The organism is Acinetobacter sp. WCHAc060025 (assembly GCF_004209355.1).
Lineage (GTDB): Bacteria > Pseudomonadota > Gammaproteobacteria > Pseudomonadales > Moraxellaceae > Acinetobacter > Acinetobacter wuhouensis.
On the sequence record NZ_SGSX01000013.1, the window covers coordinates 1 to 17,461 of the forward strand.

At 38.5% G+C, this 17,461-nt stretch carries 13 protein-coding genes and 2 pseudogenes; 7 read left to right on the top strand and 8 right to left on the bottom strand.

What is annotated here, in order from left to right; genetic code table 11:
* From EXE09_RS11955 to EXE09_RS11970, 5 genes and pseudogenes are all read right to left on the bottom strand, one after another.
* Positions 1-933: pseudogene (locus tag EXE09_RS11955) on the bottom strand (Ig-like domain-containing protein); the annotation flags it as partial.
* Between the two features lie 60 nt (positions 934-993).
* Positions 994-1,344: pseudogene (locus EXE09_RS19195) on the bottom strand (BapA/Bap/LapF family prefix-like domain-containing protein); the annotation flags it as partial.
* A 393-nt stretch (positions 1,345-1,737) separates the two neighbouring features.
* Positions 1,738-3,237 (bottom strand): cation:proton antiporter, encoded by a 1,500-nt coding sequence (locus EXE09_RS11960; protein WP_068974695.1) that lies wholly within the window; start codon positions 3,235-3,237, stop codon positions 1,738-1,740.
* A gap of 221 nt (positions 3,238-3,458) precedes the next feature.
* On the bottom strand, positions 3,459-4,349 hold the full coding sequence (locus EXE09_RS11965) for a neutral zinc metallopeptidase (RefSeq protein WP_130117422.1): 891 nt from the start codon (positions 4,347-4,349) through the stop codon (positions 3,459-3,461).
* Positions 4,350-4,401: 52 nt separating this feature from the next.
* Complete coding sequence (locus EXE09_RS11970) at positions 4,402-5,328, bottom strand: DUF808 domain-containing protein (RefSeq protein WP_087553191.1); 927 nt, start codon at positions 5,326-5,328, stop codon at positions 4,402-4,404.
* A gap of 254 nt (positions 5,329-5,582) precedes the next feature.
* Between EXE09_RS11970 and trpS the strand changes: the two genes are divergently transcribed.
* Entirely contained in the window at positions 5,583-6,596 is a 1,014-nt protein-coding gene (gene trpS, locus EXE09_RS11975; RefSeq protein WP_068974692.1) for a tryptophan--tRNA ligase, read from the top strand.
* 345 nt (positions 6,597-6,941) lie between these two features.
* On the opposite strand, the gene lysS is transcribed toward trpS, so the two are convergent.
* Positions 6,942-8,474, bottom strand: a complete 1,533-nt coding sequence (lysS, locus tag EXE09_RS11980) for a lysine--tRNA ligase (RefSeq protein WP_130113966.1) — start codon at positions 8,472-8,474, stop codon at positions 6,942-6,944.
* A gap of 136 nt (positions 8,475-8,610) precedes the next feature.
* On the opposite strand from lysS, the gene EXE09_RS11985 reads away from it, so the two are divergent.
* A complete protein-coding gene (locus tag EXE09_RS11985) occupies positions 8,611-9,285 on the top strand; it encodes a hypothetical protein (RefSeq protein ID WP_228257204.1) in 675 nt (224 codons plus the stop codon).
* Between the two features lie 253 nt (positions 9,286-9,538).
* Positions 9,539-10,057, top strand: a complete 519-nt coding sequence (locus EXE09_RS11990) for a YqiA/YcfP family alpha/beta fold hydrolase (RefSeq protein ID WP_416332366.1) — start codon at positions 9,539-9,541, stop codon at positions 10,055-10,057.
* A 315-nt stretch (positions 10,058-10,372) separates the two neighbouring features.
* Here EXE09_RS11990 and EXE09_RS11995 read toward each other — a convergent pair whose 3' ends face one another.
* Complete coding sequence (locus tag EXE09_RS11995) at positions 10,373-10,909, bottom strand: adenine phosphoribosyltransferase (protein ID WP_171422363.1); 537 nt, start codon at positions 10,907-10,909, stop codon at positions 10,373-10,375.
* 519 nt (positions 10,910-11,428) lie between these two features.
* On the opposite strand from EXE09_RS11995, the gene rubA reads away from it, so the two are divergent.
* The 4 genes from rubA to oxyR all read left to right on the top strand — a co-directional run bounded on the left by rubA (position 11,429) and on the right by oxyR (position 14,818).
* Positions 11,429-11,593, top strand: a complete 165-nt coding sequence (gene rubA, locus EXE09_RS12000) for a rubredoxin RubA (RefSeq protein ID WP_068974687.1) — start codon at positions 11,429-11,431, stop codon at positions 11,591-11,593.
* Between the two features lie 102 nt (positions 11,594-11,695).
* Positions 11,696-12,886: an NAD(P)/FAD-dependent oxidoreductase gene (locus tag EXE09_RS12005; protein WP_130117424.1), complete on the top strand. Its 1,191-nt coding sequence runs from the start codon at positions 11,696-11,698 to the stop codon at positions 12,884-12,886.
* Positions 12,887-12,960: 74 nt separating this feature from the next.
* Positions 12,961-13,899: an esterase EstB gene (estB, locus tag EXE09_RS12010; protein WP_130117425.1), complete on the top strand. Its 939-nt coding sequence runs from the start codon at positions 12,961-12,963 to the stop codon at positions 13,897-13,899.
* Between the two features lie 13 nt (positions 13,900-13,912).
* Positions 13,913-14,818 (top strand): LysR family transcriptional regulator OxyR, encoded by a 906-nt coding sequence (oxyR, locus tag EXE09_RS12015; protein ID WP_068974684.1) that lies wholly within the window; start codon positions 13,913-13,915, stop codon positions 14,816-14,818.
* A 510-nt stretch (positions 14,819-15,328) separates the two neighbouring features.
* On the opposite strand, the gene ppk1 is transcribed toward oxyR, so the two are convergent.
* Positions 15,329-17,410, bottom strand: coding sequence for a polyphosphate kinase 1 (gene ppk1 / locus EXE09_RS12020; protein ID WP_130113972.1), 2,082 nt, complete (start codon positions 17,408-17,410; stop codon positions 15,329-15,331).
* Positions 17,411-17,461: the final 51 nt, after the last annotated feature.

Consider the following 17,461-nt stretch of genomic DNA (forward strand, 5'->3'; position numbering starts at 1 on the left):
TAATTTTGGTGTTTCACCCGCGGCTGGTGCAGGGATGATCAAGCCTGGGGTGCTATCGTTGGTACTTGTACCTGTACCGAATATGCCTTGTACGGGATCGGTATTGTCCAAGTACTGTGTCGGGGCTACTGGGGTTTCAGGGGCTGTAACATCTTTTCCTACAATTTCTGTGGCTGGTTTTGATTCATTACCTGACGGATCTGTCGCTGTTGCAATGACTTCTCCACCTTCTTTTAGACCAGGATTCGGTACACTCCATTTACCATCTGTACCCGCTGTAACAGTGGCAGTAGTTTTATCTGGATAAGTCACTGTAACTTCTGAACCAGGCTCTGCTGTACCAGTAATTGGATCTTTTGAACCCGCTTCAATTGGATTTAGCTCTGGCTGATCTGGTGGAGTTGTATCTTTAACCTCTGTAGTTACAGGATCAGACTTATTGCCTGCTGGGTCAGTCGCTACTGCGGTTACTTTTTCACCCTCTTCCAAGCCAGGGTTTACAACCGACCATTTACCATCTGTACCTGCTGTAACTGTCGCTGTGGTTTTATCTGGATAAGTCACTGTAACTTCTGAACCAGGCTCCGCTGTACCTGTAATTGGATCTTTTGAACCCGCTTCAATTGGATTTAGCACTGGCTGATCTGGCGGAGTTGTATCATTAACTTCAGCAGTGACAGGATCGGACTTATTACCGGCTGGATCAGTGACTACCGCAGTGACTTTATCACCATCTTTTAAACCTGGATTCGGCACTGACCATTTACCATCTGTACCAACGGTAGCCGTTACCGTACTGCCATCTGGATAAGTTACAGTGACTTCCGCACCTGCCTCTCCCGTACCTTTAATTGGGTCTTTTGAGCCTGCTTCAATTGGGTCAATTACTGGCTTTACTGGTGCTGTAGTATCTTTATTATCATCACCATTACTACTACCCGCAATAGCAGCAACCGCTCCAGCACCAACTGCCCCCAATATCCAAGGTACGACAGGAGCAATACCATCATGATAAAGTAGCGGCTCTATAGAATCGATTGGATTATAATTTACAATAACCCCTTCAGGTGTCATTTCCCCTGGAACAAATAATGATCCATCATTCTCTTGGAAAACAACTGTGTTATCCGCATTATTTTGATTATTATAATAATTCTCTATTGTTATTGTTTCGCCATTCTTTAGTGTGATGACCAATGAATTGCCTTCTCGAACCATTGATTTTACATCGTCTTTTGGAATTTTTAGAATGACGACTGAATTGTCTTGTAAACTAATTTTATTTACACCAACAAGCTCTAATACTTGGTGACTTTCTTTTCCAATGATCGTTATATTTGTCATAATTTTAGCCTTTAAAGTTTATTTTTGATGTGTTCTGGACATTGCTTTTATTTTTAATAAAAGATAGTACAGCAACCGCCATATCTTAAAAATATGACCATTATCACACTTTTTATAAATAGTGTGCAAATTTGCACTACAATTCATGTTATTTATTTAATTAGACTTAAATATATTGTTATAAAATAAAGGGGTATTTAATAAAAATTGTTTATTTATTCACATTTTTTTACTTGAATTACAGTATGTAATTTCTCCTTAATCCAGACATTTAAGACCCATATTTATAGAGTCATGGACATAGTAAGTTTGTAAGTTTATTTTTCCCAAACTTAAATTCTTTCTTTGCAATCCATTCGGCAATAAAAAAGCCACTTAAAAGTGGCTGTTTGTTTAAAAGTTTGCAGGGTTTTCCAATCGCTTAACCTCTTGTGCTTTCTCAGGATGATGTACAGATGCAACACCGTCTGAAGACTTTTTATCGACTAAGGCTTCAGGATTATAAATGGTAATCGTCTCATGCCCTTCAGCATCTTCACCAACAATATATTTAATTCCTTTACGATTCATTTTATTACACATTCTCTGATACCACCCTTTGAATCCTTGTGTTTCTTCATTTGGGTTGTAATAGAACGCATTCATCACCGCAGGCAAGCCTAAACCACAGACCACACCAGATAACAATACACTAATAAATGTATAACCAATTAAGATACTACTATAATCACGTAGCTCAGGCACGTTGGCAACTGCTAGGATCAATGCTAAAGAGATCCCTCCTCGTACACCACCCCATGAAAGAATCGCCAAGCTACCGTTATAGCTTTTTTTACGGAATGATGGGAAAAATGCGAATGATAAAAAATTTGCAGCGAAACGTGATAAATGCAAAGCAAAGAAAGCAAATATACCACCAAGAATCAAACTAGTACTTAAATCTAAAATAAAGATTTCCAGTCCGATTAGCGTAAATAAGAATGAGTTGATAATCCCTTCAACGGTATGCCAGAAATGATTCACTTCACGAATTTCACGATCTTGTAAAATTTCTTTCCATTTATTACCAACAATCAAACCACCGATCACACAGGCAATTGGCGCGGAAGCATGTGCGAATAATGCCACCAAGTATGAACCACATGCCAATAAAGCAGTCGTCAAAATAAGTGATTCCATTTCATGCTTACCACGCATAAGACGCAGAATCCCTAAACCAAATGCCCAACCGATAATTACTGCAACAACAATTTCGTAAAGGAAAGTTTGTAAGGTTGCCATCAAGCTGAAGTGCTCACCTTCAAGTACATTCAATAAAGTCATAAAGACTGCGATACACATTGCATCGTTAAACAGTGATTCGCCTTCAAGTTTAACCATCAAATGGTGTGGAGCACGCACAGAACTGAGTACGCCTTTAATTCCAATCGGGTCAGTCGCGCCAAGTGCAGAACCTAAAAGTAATAACACGAGAATCGGAACAGGATTTCCAATTAAATATTGGAATCCAAAAACCAAACCAGCAAAAAACACAGCACATAGCAACAAAGCGATCGTCGCTAAAATACTGATCGGTTTCCAATATACTTTTAAGTCAGAAACTTTAAATTTTAATGCTGATGAGGTCAGAATGAAGCAGATCACGCCATTGACTAAAAAATCATAAAAATCAATATGACGAACGGCTTCTTCAATATTGTGAATATTAATAGAAATAAATTGGTTGCCATTCAGCAAACTTGCGCCCCATTGCAATATGAAGACAAAAATTGCTGAAACGATGGGAACGCCAATCGCCTGTGGGAAACCTAATATTCGCTTATTAAAAATTGTTGTTGCGATAGAGAGTGCAAATACGACCGTAAAGACCTGAAGAAAAAAATAATTGCCCATTTGAAACCTTTTTCTATTTAGATATAACTACACATCAAACACTCAATCATTTCTTAGTAAAATATAAAATAATAGACCATTTAACAAACGCTATAATTGTACAAAAAAACTTTAAATCTGCCTTTTGCTAGTTATATTTTTTAACATAAAAATTTGAACTAAGCGCTAATTTAAAAGAAAAAAGAGCTAATTTTAGCTCTTTTTTCTTTCTTATACTTGGATTAATTAAAGGTATCGCAACGATCAATATCACCTGATTTTAAGCCAGTGTTAAACCACTGCATACGCTGTTGACTCGTCCCATGCGTAAAACTGTCTGGTACGGCATAGCCACGTGCTTTTTTCTGTAAAAAGTCATCGCCAATTTTTTCAGCAGCATCCATTGCCTCTTCAATATCACCTTGTTCAAGGAACTGAGTCCGTTGATGTGTGCTATTTGCCCAAACGCCTGCCAAACAATCCGCTTGTAATTCTAAACGCACAGATAACTGGTTACTCTGAGCTTCACTTACACGTTGGCGTTGTTGTTGGACTTGTCCAGAAATTCCCAATATATTTTGGATATGGTGCCCAACTTCATGTGCGATCACATAAGCTTGCGCAAAATCACCTGCTTCATCTCTTGCAGAAAGCTCTGTTTGATTCTGCTCACCAGAGATACCCATCTGTTGACGCATATCTTTAAAGAACTGGGTATCAATATATACTTTTTGATCTGCTGGACAATAAAAGGGTCCCATAGCAGATTGTGCAGCACCACAGCCTGACTGAATAGCCCCACTAAACATCACCAATTTGGGTGAAACATATTGCACACCTTTCGCCTTTAAAATAGGCGTCCACGTGTCTTCTGTATCCGCCAAAATTGTTCCAACAAAATCGGATACTTCTTTTTGCTCAGCGGTCAAATTCGCTGGTGCTGCGCCTTGAGTCGCACCAGATGAAGTCACTTGCTTGGTTGCCTGATACGCTTGTTGTGGATCTACACCGAAAAACTTCCAAGCAACAAATGCAACGATCAAACCGATGATACTAATACCACCCGCTTTAGCTCCCCCACCGCCACGGCGATCTTCTACATTGTCACTGACACGACGTCCTTTCCAACGCATAGTTCTGTCCTTTTTATTTTAGGTTGCTTGTAGTTTACGATGTTTTATTCAATTATGCAGTGGTTGATTTACCACGAATTTTTTGAATAAGATTGACTACTAACAATACAATAAGTCCAGCGACAATACCAATCACCATATTAATCAAAGTCGGTGCGAGCGCTCCAATAATACTGCCCACAGTCGGAATATGCTCAATATGATCAACGGTTTCTTCAGTCCAGTGATGTAAAGATGAAACAGCATGGGTAATAATCCCGCCACCAACCAAGAACATTGCAATCGTTCCAACAATTGTCAATGTCTTCATCAACTTTGGCGCAAATGCCAATAATCCACGACCAATTGTTTGTTTTAGACTTGAAGCTTGTTGCGTTAAATACAAACCAAGATCATCAATTTTAACAATCATTGCGACAAAACCATAAACGCCCACTGTCATTAAAATCGCGATCACAGATAAAACCATAACTTTCGTACCGAAAGTTGCGGCAGCGACAGTACCTAAAGAAATCACTACAATTTCAGCTGAAAGAATAAAATCTGTACGAATTGCTCCTTTGATTTTATCTTTTTCAAAAGTCGCTAAATCTGTTTCAATTTGCTCCAATTCTTCCTGCGCTGCTTCTTCAGTTTTGGCTTTTTTATGATGTAGGCTATGTAAAACTTTTTCCACACCTTCATAGCAAAGGAATAAACCACCGATCATTAGCAAAGGATTGATTAACCACGGTGCAACCACACTAATCAATAATGCCAAGGGAACAAGAATTAATTTATTGACAAAGGAGCCTTTCGCAACGCCCCATACCACTGGCAGTTCACGCTCAGATCGTACACCACTGACTTGTTGCGCATTGAGGGCTAAATCATCCCCCAAAACACCTGCTGTTTTCTTTGCCGCCATTTTACTCATGACTGCAACATCATCTAATACTGCCGCAATATCATCTAATAATATTAATAAACTACTCGCCATTATTTTATCCGAAGTTTTTAGTTATATAGAAACGGCTCACCTTTCAACAAAGTATTGCCAATAAATTTGCCCCATTTTAAATTGAAAAATTATTTTTCTATAGATTTTTTTGTAGATTTTTAGCCTAATCGGATCGTGAATCATTACAAAACAAGTTCTATATCAATTTTCGCTGACATTAAAATTAATTATCTCGTACAATACTTCCCATTCATAAAACACGACTGTCTTAAACGAAGACTTTGGAAGCGATAATGACGAATCAAGATAATCGTCCTGTGATTTTGACAGGTGACCGTCCTACAGGACAACTACACTTGGGACATTTTGTAGGTTCTTTACGCTCACGAGTAGGCTTACAAGATTCTCATCATCAACATCTTCTACTCGCTGATGCACAGGCTTTAACAGATAATGCCGATAACTTTGAAAAAGTTCGTCGTAACATTATCGAAGTCGCAACTGATTATTTGGCTGTAGGTATTGACCCAACCAAAACAACGATTTGTGTTCAATCATGCTTACCCGCACTGAATGAACTGACTATGTTGTATCTAAACTTTGTGACTGTTTCACGTTTAGAACGTAACCCAACCATTAAAGCAGAAATTCAATTGCGTGGTTTTGAACGTGATATTCCTGCTGGCTTCCTCTGCTACCCTGTTGCTCAAGCAGCGGATATCACTGCATTTAAAGCAACTGTTGTTCCTGTCGGTGACGATCAAATTCCAATGATTGAACAAACCAACGAAATTGTTCGTCGTTTGAACCGTCAAATTGGGCACGATGTACTCCCTGAATGTAAAGTCTTACTTTCAAATATGAGTCGCTTACCAGGTTTTGATGGTAAAGCAAAAATGTCGAAGTCTTTAGGGAATACCATCGTTCTAGATGCGACAGACAAAGACATCAAAAAAGCAGTGAATGCAATGTATACCGATCCAAACCATCTTCGTATCGAAGATCCAGGTCAGGTGGAAGGTAATATTGTATTTACTTACTTAGATGCTTTTGATCCAAACAAAGAAGAAGTTGAAGAACTGAAAGAACATTATCGTCGTGGTGGTTTAGGCGATGGTACGGTGAAAAAACGTCTTGAGGGTGTGTTAAAAGAATTGATTACACCGATTCGTGAACGTCGTATGGAACTTGCAAAAGATCCAGACTACATCATGGACATCTTGAAAACAGGCACAGATAAATGCCGTATCATTACTCAAGATACTTTGGATGAAATCAAAAATGGTTTAGGTGTATTCCACTTCTAAGTAATACAGCAAATACAGTTTGAATGAATAAAAAGCCACTGAATTCAGTGGCTTTTTATACAGAAAAATTCAAGCAACGTGAATCTTCCAAACTTTGAATCATTTCAATATAAAAAAGAATCCACATCTTGCTAGTCAATCCCTCCCAACCTCCCTTTTCAAAGGGAGGAGTGTTACGAATCAATTTTAACTGATACGCAAAATTCCCCTCTTTTTAAAGATGTGAAGCTTGCTTCGCAAGAGGGGGAGATTTATTAACTTGATTTATTCGAACAGTCCAACACCTAAAATTTTAAACTTAGAAAAAAGCCACTAAATTCAGTGGCTTTTTTACATTAAATCAAATTAAGGGTTCGTTTTAATACGCATGTGTGGGAATAAAATCACATCACGAATACTTGGCGCATTGGCAAACAGCATAACCAAACGGTCAATACCAATACCCTCACCAGCTGTAGGAGGTAAACCATATTCTAAAGCTTCAATAAAGTCCGCATCGAAATGCATCGCTTCATCATCACCCGCATCCTTTTCCGCAACTTGCGCTTGGAAACGTTCAGCTTGATCAATTGGATCATTTAACTCTGAGAAGCCATTTGCCAACTCACGACCACCAATGAAGAATTCAAAACGATCCGTAATGTGCGGATTATCATCATTACGACGTGCCAATGGAGAAGTTTCCGCTGGATATTCAGTAATGAATGTTGGTTGACGTAATTGAGTTTCAACCGTTTCTTCAAATACGATGGTTTGAAGTTTACCTAAACCAAAACCTGGTTTTACTTGCTCTTTCAATTCTTCACGAACGAAGTTTGCAAGAAACTCACGATCTGCAACATTTTCAGGGGTGAAGCTTGGGTTATGTTCAAGAATCGCATCAAACATTGAAATCTTCTTGAATGGGCCTTTGAAGCTATAGACTTCTTCACCATAAGGCACATCAGTTGAACCTAAGATATCGATTGCCAATTTTTCAAGCATACTTTCAGTCAAAGCCATTAAGTCTTTGTAGTCTGCATAAGCTTGGTAGAATTCGATCATGGTGAATTCTGGGTTATGACGTGTAGAAACACCTTCATTACGGAAGTTACGGTTAATTTCAAATACACGCTCAAAACCACCAACCACTAAACGTTTTAAATAAAGTTCAGGTGCAATACGTAAGAATAAAGGCATATCCAATGCATTGTGATGTGTTTCAAATGGACGTGCAGACGCACCACCTGGAATCACATGCATCATAGGGGTTTCAACTTCCATGAAACGTTCATTGATTAGGTAATTACGAATGCCAGAAATCACTTTCGCACGAACTTCAAAAGTTTTACGTGTTTCTTCATTCACAATTAAGTCTAAATAACGTTTACGATACTTTACTTCTGTATCTGTTAAGCCATGGAATTTATCTGGAAGCGGACGAAGTGATTTGGTCAACAATTCAAAATGTTCAATATGCACATATAAATCGCCTTTACCTGAACGACCGATATAGCCTGAAACAGCGATAATGTCACCCAAGTCTAAACTTTTTACAGTTTCTAAAACTTCAGGAGCAAGCTCTTTACGTGGTACATAAAGTTGAATACGACCAGTCATGTCTTGAATCACGATGAATGAACCACGGTTCAACATCACGCGACCCGCTACAGAAACATGAACTTGTTCACCAGCTTCAATTTCTTCTTTTGATTTTTCAGCGAATTGATCTTGCAAATCTTGCGCATAATGTTCACGTTTGAATGCGTTAGGCCATGGGCTAACACCAGTTTCCTTGGCGTGATCTTGGATTTGCTTTAACTTGGCATGACGCTGTGCAATTAAATCGTTTTCGGAAATGTGTTGTTCAGAAGTCGATTGAGCGTTATGTTGCGTCATCTCTGCCTCGATTATATTAAAAAACGGAAGTTGCATAGCATAGCAGATTTACAACATAATGCGTATGAATATAACTCAACGAAGCATTTAAAAATTAAAAAATATGAATAAATACTGGCATGGATTCGCCCGAAGTATGATTATTCTTGGTGTTTTATTCTGTTCAACAGTGGTGACTGCGGAACAGATCATCGTCATGAGTAATACACGCAAAGATCTTCCAATGAAGATCGAAACAACGAATATCTCTAACCAGGGGTATGTTTGGCAATTTGAAATCATACCGAATCAAAATACCCGCCAAGTACAAGCCAAACTCTTAAATCCAAATCCTAACAAAAGTATGCTCAATACGAGAGCATTGGAAATTGCTAAAAAAATCACCTTAGATCAGTTACCGCAGGTCAATAATGATTTTCAAAATAGAGTGCTTAACTCAGATGAAAATACCATTGCCAGAACGCAATACTATTATGGGAAATACACTTTATTTATTAAATTCCCTGAATCCGTGCAGTATGCGGTAAAACCTAATTTTTCACATTTACAAAGTGCACTTGAACCCTTCTGTAATCGCCAACAAGACAACAAACTGAGATTTGATGAGCAAGGTGATATTCAAATCAATGCCAAACTGTTTGTAAATACTCAAGGTCAAATTCAAAATATTCAATATATTCCAGCGATTGCACCTAAAATTAGCAATATCCTCGAACCTTTAGTTAAAAAAATTCGTTTTTACCCACGCAATGAATATGGAGTTCTAAAGTCATTTTCCATTGAACAACCACTGATCATTCAATGCCATTGAATAAAATATTCATAAGTCTAATTTTGACGCTTTTTTCTGATCAAGCTTAAAACGATGATTAAAATTTTATTTTAAAATTAATACGATAAATAAATTCAAATAAAATGAATAATATTTACTTCAGCACACCTTAGACCAATAGCTAAGTTATAAAAGCAGTAGAGCTGATTACACTACAAGGATACAAATTTAGTGGAAATGGAACGTTTTATATTTCCTTAACACTATTTCTATCTTTGTGAATAAAGACAGTATGAATGCGATAACAATGAACTGTGAAAATACTAAAATTCTATTTCTACATGGACTTGATTCTTCCAAAGAATCAACAAAGTTTCATGCCATTCAGTCTGGGAAAAAATACTGTATCGAGATCGACTACCGTAATTTAAATTATAAAACTGTCGAAAATCTCTATCACGATATTATCGAAAAAATTAAGCCTGATTTATTGATCGGACATAGTTTAGGTGCGTATTGGGCATTAAAAATGTCTCAAAGTCACCGCATTCCAACCATTATTGCCAATCCAAGTCTGAGCCCTGACTTCCGCACAGATTACCCTGCGATTAATGAACATGATTTAGAGCATGATATTCCGCAGATCGCATATATTGAATTGGGTGATGAAGTTCTCGACATGTATCAAGTTGCTGAACAACTTGAACCGTATATGCAAGTGGAAACCGTTGAAGGTGGGCACCATCGCCTTGCTCAACCTGAAAACCTCAATCGTTTAATTGACTATATGCAACATACGTTTATTGATTAATTTTTATTAGATCTCTTGCGTAAGTTGGAAAATGTTCAAATTTTAGAGTCAAAACATATCAAAAAGAATATTGGGAGTTCCTTCTCCCTTTGGGAGAGGGCTAGGATGAGGGTGTTAAAGTAGAAAACCTCTCCCTTGCGCAGTAGTACTGCTCATCTCCAGAAAGGAGAGGGAACATTCAATATTGATTCAAATCTTGCCGAAATTAACTTTCGCAAGAAGTCTATTGATTATAATAATTTTAAATCATCAAGACTGAAATGCAGCGCATAAAAAGCCTTGTATCAACAAGGCTTTTCCGTATCAAAACAACAATTAAGCAACTGCTTCTTCAACAGGTTTGGACGTTTCATCTAACACAGACCAAACTGTCATACCCAAATCTTTATGCAAATCTGGAAGATCAAGGAAAATACTTGCACCTAGCACAGTATGTTCGCATTTACTCATCAACTGTTTAACCGCTTTCAATGTACCACCAGTTGCCAAAACATCATCCACAATAATCACTTTTTGTGGTTCGATGTCAGCAGACATTTCCAAACGATCTAAACCATATTCTAAGCTATAACCCACACCAATCACTGGAGGCGGTAACTTACCTGCTTTACGAACGAGCAATAAACTTTTGCCAGTACGTTGTGCCAACAAACTTGCCAATACAAAACCACGCGCTTCTACAGCAACAAAACTATCTACTTCCGCCAATTGCTCTGCTGGAATACTTGCAATGAGTGCATCAGTCAATTCAACCAAATTGTTCATAAACAATGGAGTTAAATCATAAAAACAAATACCTGGTTTTGGAAAATCTTGGACAGTACGGATACTTGACCACAAAACAGTAGACATGTTCATAATAAGGGAGAGCTGTAAAGGAAAAGGAATACGTGAATTTTACTACTTTTTAACCAAAAAAGACAGTTTGACTCAGACACTTAAATATTCCATAAATGTAAGTTATTGATATTATTGATGCCATTTTTATACAAAATAATGGGTATAGAAAAATAGCCATTATATTTTAAGCTTTTAAGCACATATTTTCTGCTAGACCTTAGTCGAAACACCATGATTTAGCGCATATTTTAAGCAATCATAAAATTTAGAACAAAAAAGTCTAAACTCGTACTATTTGAATTGTTAGACAATTTATCAAAAAATTAGCTTAATCAACAGCGCTTTTGGCCTTTACTGCCATACAGCTTTTAAATAAGTCATATAAACTGCGATATTACTTTACATTAGGTATAGAACTGCGTAAAAATTTAAACAAATATGTACCTTTTTGCATATTCATTGAGTCAAAGCAGTAGATGGAATTTTACTGACAGAGTATAAAAAATCGCCTGTCAGAAATTGGAGAATCAGATGAAGAAGTATCAATGCATCGTTTGTGGTTGGATTTATGACGAAGCAGAAGGTTGGCCACAAGATGGCATCGTAGCAGGTACCAAATGGGAAGACATCCCAGATGACTGGACTTGCCCAGACTGCGGTGTTTCTAAAGCAGACTTTGAAATGGTAGAGATCTAACAGATTACGTAAAGACCATGTTTACATGGTCTTTTTTACGTGTATTTCTACAATAATAATCAATTAATATTCACTCTTATTTAAATGTGTATGGAGAAAGATATGCAACCAATCGTCATCATCGGTTCTGGCATGGCGGGTTATACCCTTGCAAGAGAATTTCGTAAATTAGATACTGAACAAGAATTGGTAATGATTTGCGCAGACGATGCGGTGAATTATGCAAAACCGACACTTTCAAATGCCCTTGTTGGTAAAAAAGCACCCGAGCAAATTGGCTTAGGTGATGCTGAAAAAATGAGTACGCAACTCAATATGCGTATTGAAAAAGAAACTTGGGTAAAAAATATTAATGCAGCAAAACATGAACTCAGCATCGAAAAAGATGGACAAGTTTCAACCCAAGCCTATTCGAAATTGATCCTTGCTGTAGGTGCAAATCCAATTCACCTTGCAATCGCAGGTGATGGAAGCGATGACATTCATGTAGTTAACTCATTAATCGACTACCGCGCTTTCCGTGAAACGCTAGAAAACTGTAGTACAGGTGAGTGTGGCAATAAACGAGTTGTGATCTTGGGCGCAGGCTTAATTGGTTGTGAATTTGCCAATGACTTACAAAATACGGGGCATCAAGTCACCGTGATTGATCTCGCACCACAACCACTCGGCCGTTTATTGCCAAGCCATGTAGCACAAGCCTTTAAACAAAATCTTGAAGAATCAGGCATTAAATTTGTACTGGGTACGACTGTAGAAAAAGTATCTAAAGCAGCTCAAGGCTACATCGTATCATTGGCAAGTGGTCAATCATTACCCGCAGATGTCGTACTTTCAGCTGTCGGTTTACAGCCAAATATTGCTTTAGCCAAAGAAGCCGAAATTAATACCAGCCGCGGTGTAATTACCAATACTTTACTCGAAACCAATCAAGCAGATGTATTTGCCATTGGTGACTGTGCTGAAGTCAATGGAACGCTTCTTCCATTTGTCATGCCAATCATGCAACAAGCACGTGCTTTGGCGAAAACACTCAGTGGTCAAACCACTCAGGTACACTACCCTGCAATGCCTGTTGCTGTGAAAACGCCAGCTGCACCATTAACAGTTCTCCCTGCTCCAATTGATGTTGAAGTAACTTGGGAAAATGAAGAATTTGATGACGGTATGTTGTCTAAAGCAACCGATGCTGAAGGTACCTTACGCGGTTTTGTACTTTTAGGTGCAACTGCAGGCAAACAACGTCTAACATTAACTAAACTTGTTCCAGACTTGATTCCTGCAGCAGTTTAAGGTTTAAATAGCAAGGATATTTTTCAATCAAGAAGTTTATCTACTAAAAAATATCCTCGCTTAGGAAAATAAAAATGAATAGCGCACTTCAATTTCAAGTTTCACCGTATGCTTCTTTTATGAAAGAAACCAAAGTCGATTTAGGCAATGGTATTCAACTCCATATTGAAACAGGTGGTAATCCTGAACATCCGACGATTTTATTGATCATGGGTTTGGGTGCGCAAATGTTGTTTTGGCCTGATTTTTTCTGTAAATCTCTAATTGATCAAGGCTTCCATGTGATTCGCTTTGATAATCGTGATATTGGCTTATCTTCTAAAATTCGCCACAAAGGCCCTCGTTTAAATTCTTACAAACTGATGAGCCGTTTTGCTTTAGGCTTACCCAATGATGGTGCGCCATATAACCTTTTCGATATGGCAGATGATGTTGCGCTATTGATTGATCGTCTAGGTTTAAGCAAAGTAAGTATTTTAGGCGCTTCAATGGGTGGGATGATTTCGCAAATTGTCGCGGCTAAATATCCAGAAAAAATTGAAAAAGTCGGTTTGTTATTTACCAGTAATAACCAACCTTTGCTTCCGCCACCATTTCCAAAGCAACTCTTTAGTCTAATAGGCAAACCACCTTCACGAGATGAAGATGGGATCGTGAGCCACTCACTCAAGATATTTCAAACAATTGGTTCACCTGGCTACATCAATCAAGTTGATGCAATTCAGACAGCAAGAAAATTATATCGTCGTAGTTATCATCCAGCGGGTGTACTTCAACAGTTTTTAGCAATATTATGTACAGGTTCCTTACTAAAATTGGATAAACAGATTAACAAGCCAACTTTAGTGCTTCACGGCTCTAAAGATCGCTTATTACCTCCAAGTCACGGTAAGGCTGTTGCAAGAGCAATTAAAGACGCAAAATTTGAATTAATTGAAGGAATGGGGCATGATATTCCACCGCATTTTGTTCCTCAAATTAGCGGCTTTTTTGCACATCACTTTAAATCATAAGCATTAGGACACTATGGCTGCATTACCATCCCTACGACAGCTGTCATACTTAGTGACATTGTCTGAGACGTTGCACTTTACTGAAGCAGCGCGCCGTTCGTTCGTCACTCAGTCCACTTTATCTGGTGGTATTATGGAGTTAGAGCGTTTATTGGGTGGCGTACTCGTAGAACGTGATCGCCAAAACGTACGTTTAACTCCACTTGGTGAGCAAGTTGTTGCCCGAGCTCGTGTTCTCCTCGCCGATGCACAAGACTTAATGCGTCTAAGTCGTGAAATGAGTGAACCTTTAACGGGTGATTTGCATTTAGGGATTATCCCGACGATTGCACCATTTATTTTGTCGCAACTTTTAGAAGAAGTGCATAAGCAACTTCCAAAGATTCAATTGCATTTGCATGAAGCACAAAGTGAAAAGATTGTCGAAAAACTTGAGCACGGTAATCTTGATGTAATCATGTTGGCTTTGCCATTCGACACGCGTGGTTTAAAAGTTGCTGAAATTGCCAAAGAAGACCTTTTCTTGGTCTGCAACAGAGCAGATCAGAATGCGATCAATGCACGTAGCTTAGATGACCTAGATCTTTCTCATTTAATGTTATTGGAAGAAGGTCATTGCTTACGTGATCACACTCTAAGTGTTTGCCCGATCGGTGAACGTAAAAATGATCACCGTTTAAAAGCAAGTTCTTTACCTACACTGGTGGAAATGGTCAGCTCAAATTTAGGCTATACCCTACTTCCTGAAATTGCGATTCATGCGCACATGTTGAAGAACAATGATCAGATTGTGGTTAAACCAATTGAGAATGCTCCATCACGTACGCTAGCTTTGGTGACACGTAAAAGTACACCATTACAAAGTGAATTTGATGTCTTGGTACAAATTCTACAAAAAATTATGGCGAATTTGCACTAATCAATATGCATAAAACAAAAGGAGCCAAATTTGGCTCCTTTTGTTTTTCTAAACATGCGCTGTTTTGTTAATACAACGTCAGTTCGATAAATTATTTTAATAATTTCAGTAGGGTAAGGTTTTTGTAAGGTTTATTGTGACGGAGTCTTATCGGTTTTATTCATATATTAGGATTAGCCTTCGGCTCGACCACACTCTTACGAAACGATGTTTCTCATTCGGCAAAATGAGCAGTGAAACTGCGCAAGGAAACCATCTTGTGAAGCTTTGCTTCTCACCGCAGAACTCGTCAGCTACCGAAATATATCAAGATTATCGCAAAAACATTAACTTGCAAGTTGAGCCCTGCCTCAAACAATTGCGAAGGACGTTTCCGCGTATCAAATTTTTGGAAGAAATCAACTCCGAACTCAGGTTAATACACAAATAAAAATGCATAACTCATTTTATAAAACACTCCCTCATCTAGAGGGAGCTTTAACAAATACACTTGATTTGATCTATAGCAACCTACGCTGAGAAATGCTCAACCAGCGTTTGTTGCGCATTATACGGTGTTTCACCATCTTTCAGTTGAGCGCGCAACCACGTACCATCACCTTGGAGTAACCATGCTTGCGTATTATCTTTGAGATAATTCACTAAACCTTGTTGATAAATACGCTTCTTCAACGCAGGATCTTCTATCGGGAAGCAGACCTCTACACGATTGAATAAGTTACGATCCATCCAATCCGCACTTGAACAATAAATTCGCGCATTACCATTATTCCCAAAATAATAAACACGGGTATGTTCAAGGAAACGTCCCACTATCGAACGGACACGAATATTTTCAGAGAGATTCGGCAAGCCTGGACGCAAGCAACAAATTGAACGAATCAGTAAATCAATTTGTACACCTGCTTGTGATGCTTCATATAACTTATTGATCAACTGCACTTCTGTTAATGCATTCACTTTAACAATAATTTGCGCAGGTTTACCCGCTTTAGCATTGGCAATTTCTTCATCGATAAACGCAACCAATTGCGCATGCAAAGTGAACGGTGCATGTAGAAGTTTTTTCAACTTCGGCATTTTCCCCATACCCGTAAGTTCTTGGAAAATACGATGTACATCTTCACACAACTCTTTGTCAGTGGTCATCAAACCGTAGTCAGTATAGATTCGTGCATTGGTTGCATGATAGTTACCTGTACCTAAATGGACATAGCGAACCAATTTATTATTCTCGCGGCGTACCACAAGGATCATTTTTGCATGGGTTTTATATCCCACGATCCCGTAAACAACAACTGCACCCGCTTCTTGCAGAACATTAGCCACCGCAATATTTGACTCTTCATCAAAACGCGCACGTAGCTCAATCACTGCGGTAACTTCTTTACCATTACGTGCTGCTTCTGCAAGCACCTGAACAATCTCAGAGTCTGCGCCACTACGGTATAAGGTTTGTTTAATCGCTAAGACTTGCGGATCACGAGCCGCTTCACGTAATAAATTAATAACTGGCGCAAAAGATTCAAACGGATGGTGTAGTAGAATGTCTTGTTTTTGCATTGCTGAAAAAATATTTTCAGACTTCTTCAAAACTTTTGGAATTGCAGGTACATGCGAGTCATAACGCATATGAGGACGTTTGAAGTTAGAGACCAAACGCGCCAAATTCACTGGACCATCAACCTTATAAAGTTGAGTTTCTTCTAAATCGAATTCATCCAATAAATAATCATAAATATGTTCAGGACAATTCTGCGTCACTTCCAAACGCACAGCACGACCAAAACGACGTGAACTTAACTCGCCTTTAAGTGCCTTGGCTAAGTCTTCAACATCTTCATTTAAAGCCAAATCAGCATTACGTGTCACACGGAACTGATAACAACCTGTCGCTGTCATTCCAGGGAATAAGTCAGAAACATGTTCGTGAATAATCGCTGAAAGCATCACAAAATGCTCTTTACCACCTGTCAATTCATCAGGCAAACGAACCACACGTGGTAGTGAACGAGGTGCAGGAACGACCGCTAAATCAATCTGACGACCAAAGGCATCTTTACCTTCTAAGGTTACAATGAAATTTAAGCTTTTATTCACCAAACGCGGGAACGGATGCGCAGGATCTAGACTAATCGGGGTTAAAACAGGTGCAACTTGCTCTTGGAAATACTTTTTAATCCACACTGATTGCGCAGGGGTTAATTCACCACGACGTAGGAAGCAAATATCTTCTTCGCGAAGCTTTGGAAAAATTTCATCATTGAGAATACGATACTGACGCTCAATCGCTTCATGTGCAGTTTTTGAAATTTGATCCAAGACTTGTTTTGGCGTTAGACCATCTGGAGAACGACTTTCATTGCCGAGCGTTAATTGCTCCATCATTCCAGCAACGCGAATTTCAAAAAATTCATCCATATTACGAGAGAAAATCAATAGGAAATTCATACGCTCAAGCAAAGGATGAATTGGGTCTACAGCTTGTTCTAATACGCGTAAATGGAAATCCAAAATCGACAGTTCACGATTGATATATCGTTCATTATAAGAATATTCTGTAGGTGTTGTTGTCGTCACTGCGGTGTTCATGCAATCAACCTGCATCAAAAAAATGTCATAATTCTAGTATGCTTCAATTTT

Bases quoted from the DNA above. Each gene is read 5' to 3' on its own strand.
- EXE09_RS11960 (WP_068974695.1), bottom strand. From the start codon at position 3,237: ATGGGCAATTATTTTTTTCTTCAGGTCTTTACGGTCGTATTTGCACTC.
- EXE09_RS11965 (WP_130117422.1), bottom strand. From the start codon at position 4,349: ATGCGTTGGAAAGGACGTCGTGTCAGTGACAATGTAGAAGATCGCCGT.
- EXE09_RS11970 (WP_087553191.1), bottom strand. From the start codon at position 5,328: ATGGCGAGTAGTTTATTAATATTATTAGATGATATTGCGGCAGTATTA.
- trpS (WP_068974692.1), top strand. From the start codon at position 5,583: ATGACGAATCAAGATAATCGTCCTGTGATTTTGACAGGTGACCGTCCT.
- lysS (WP_130113966.1), bottom strand. From the start codon at position 8,474: ATGACGCAACATAACGCTCAATCGACTTCTGAACAACACATTTCCGAA.
- EXE09_RS11985 (WP_228257204.1), top strand. From the start codon at position 8,611: ATGATTATTCTTGGTGTTTTATTCTGTTCAACAGTGGTGACTGCGGAA.
- EXE09_RS11990 (WP_416332366.1), top strand. From the start codon at position 9,539: ATGAATGCGATAACAATGAACTGTGAAAATACTAAAATTCTATTTCTA.
- EXE09_RS11995 (WP_171422363.1), bottom strand. From the start codon at position 10,909: ATGTCTACTGTTTTGTGGTCAAGTATCCGTACTGTCCAAGATTTTCCA.
- rubA (WP_068974687.1), top strand. From the start codon at position 11,429: ATGAAGAAGTATCAATGCATCGTTTGTGGTTGGATTTATGACGAAGCA.
- EXE09_RS12005 (WP_130117424.1), top strand. From the start codon at position 11,696: ATGCAACCAATCGTCATCATCGGTTCTGGCATGGCGGGTTATACCCTT.
- estB (WP_130117425.1), top strand. From the start codon at position 12,961: ATGAATAGCGCACTTCAATTTCAAGTTTCACCGTATGCTTCTTTTATG.
- oxyR (WP_068974684.1), top strand. From the start codon at position 13,913: ATGGCTGCATTACCATCCCTACGACAGCTGTCATACTTAGTGACATTG.
- ppk1 (WP_130113972.1), bottom strand. From the start codon at position 17,410: ATGAACACCGCAGTGACGACAACAACACCTACAGAATATTCTTATAAT.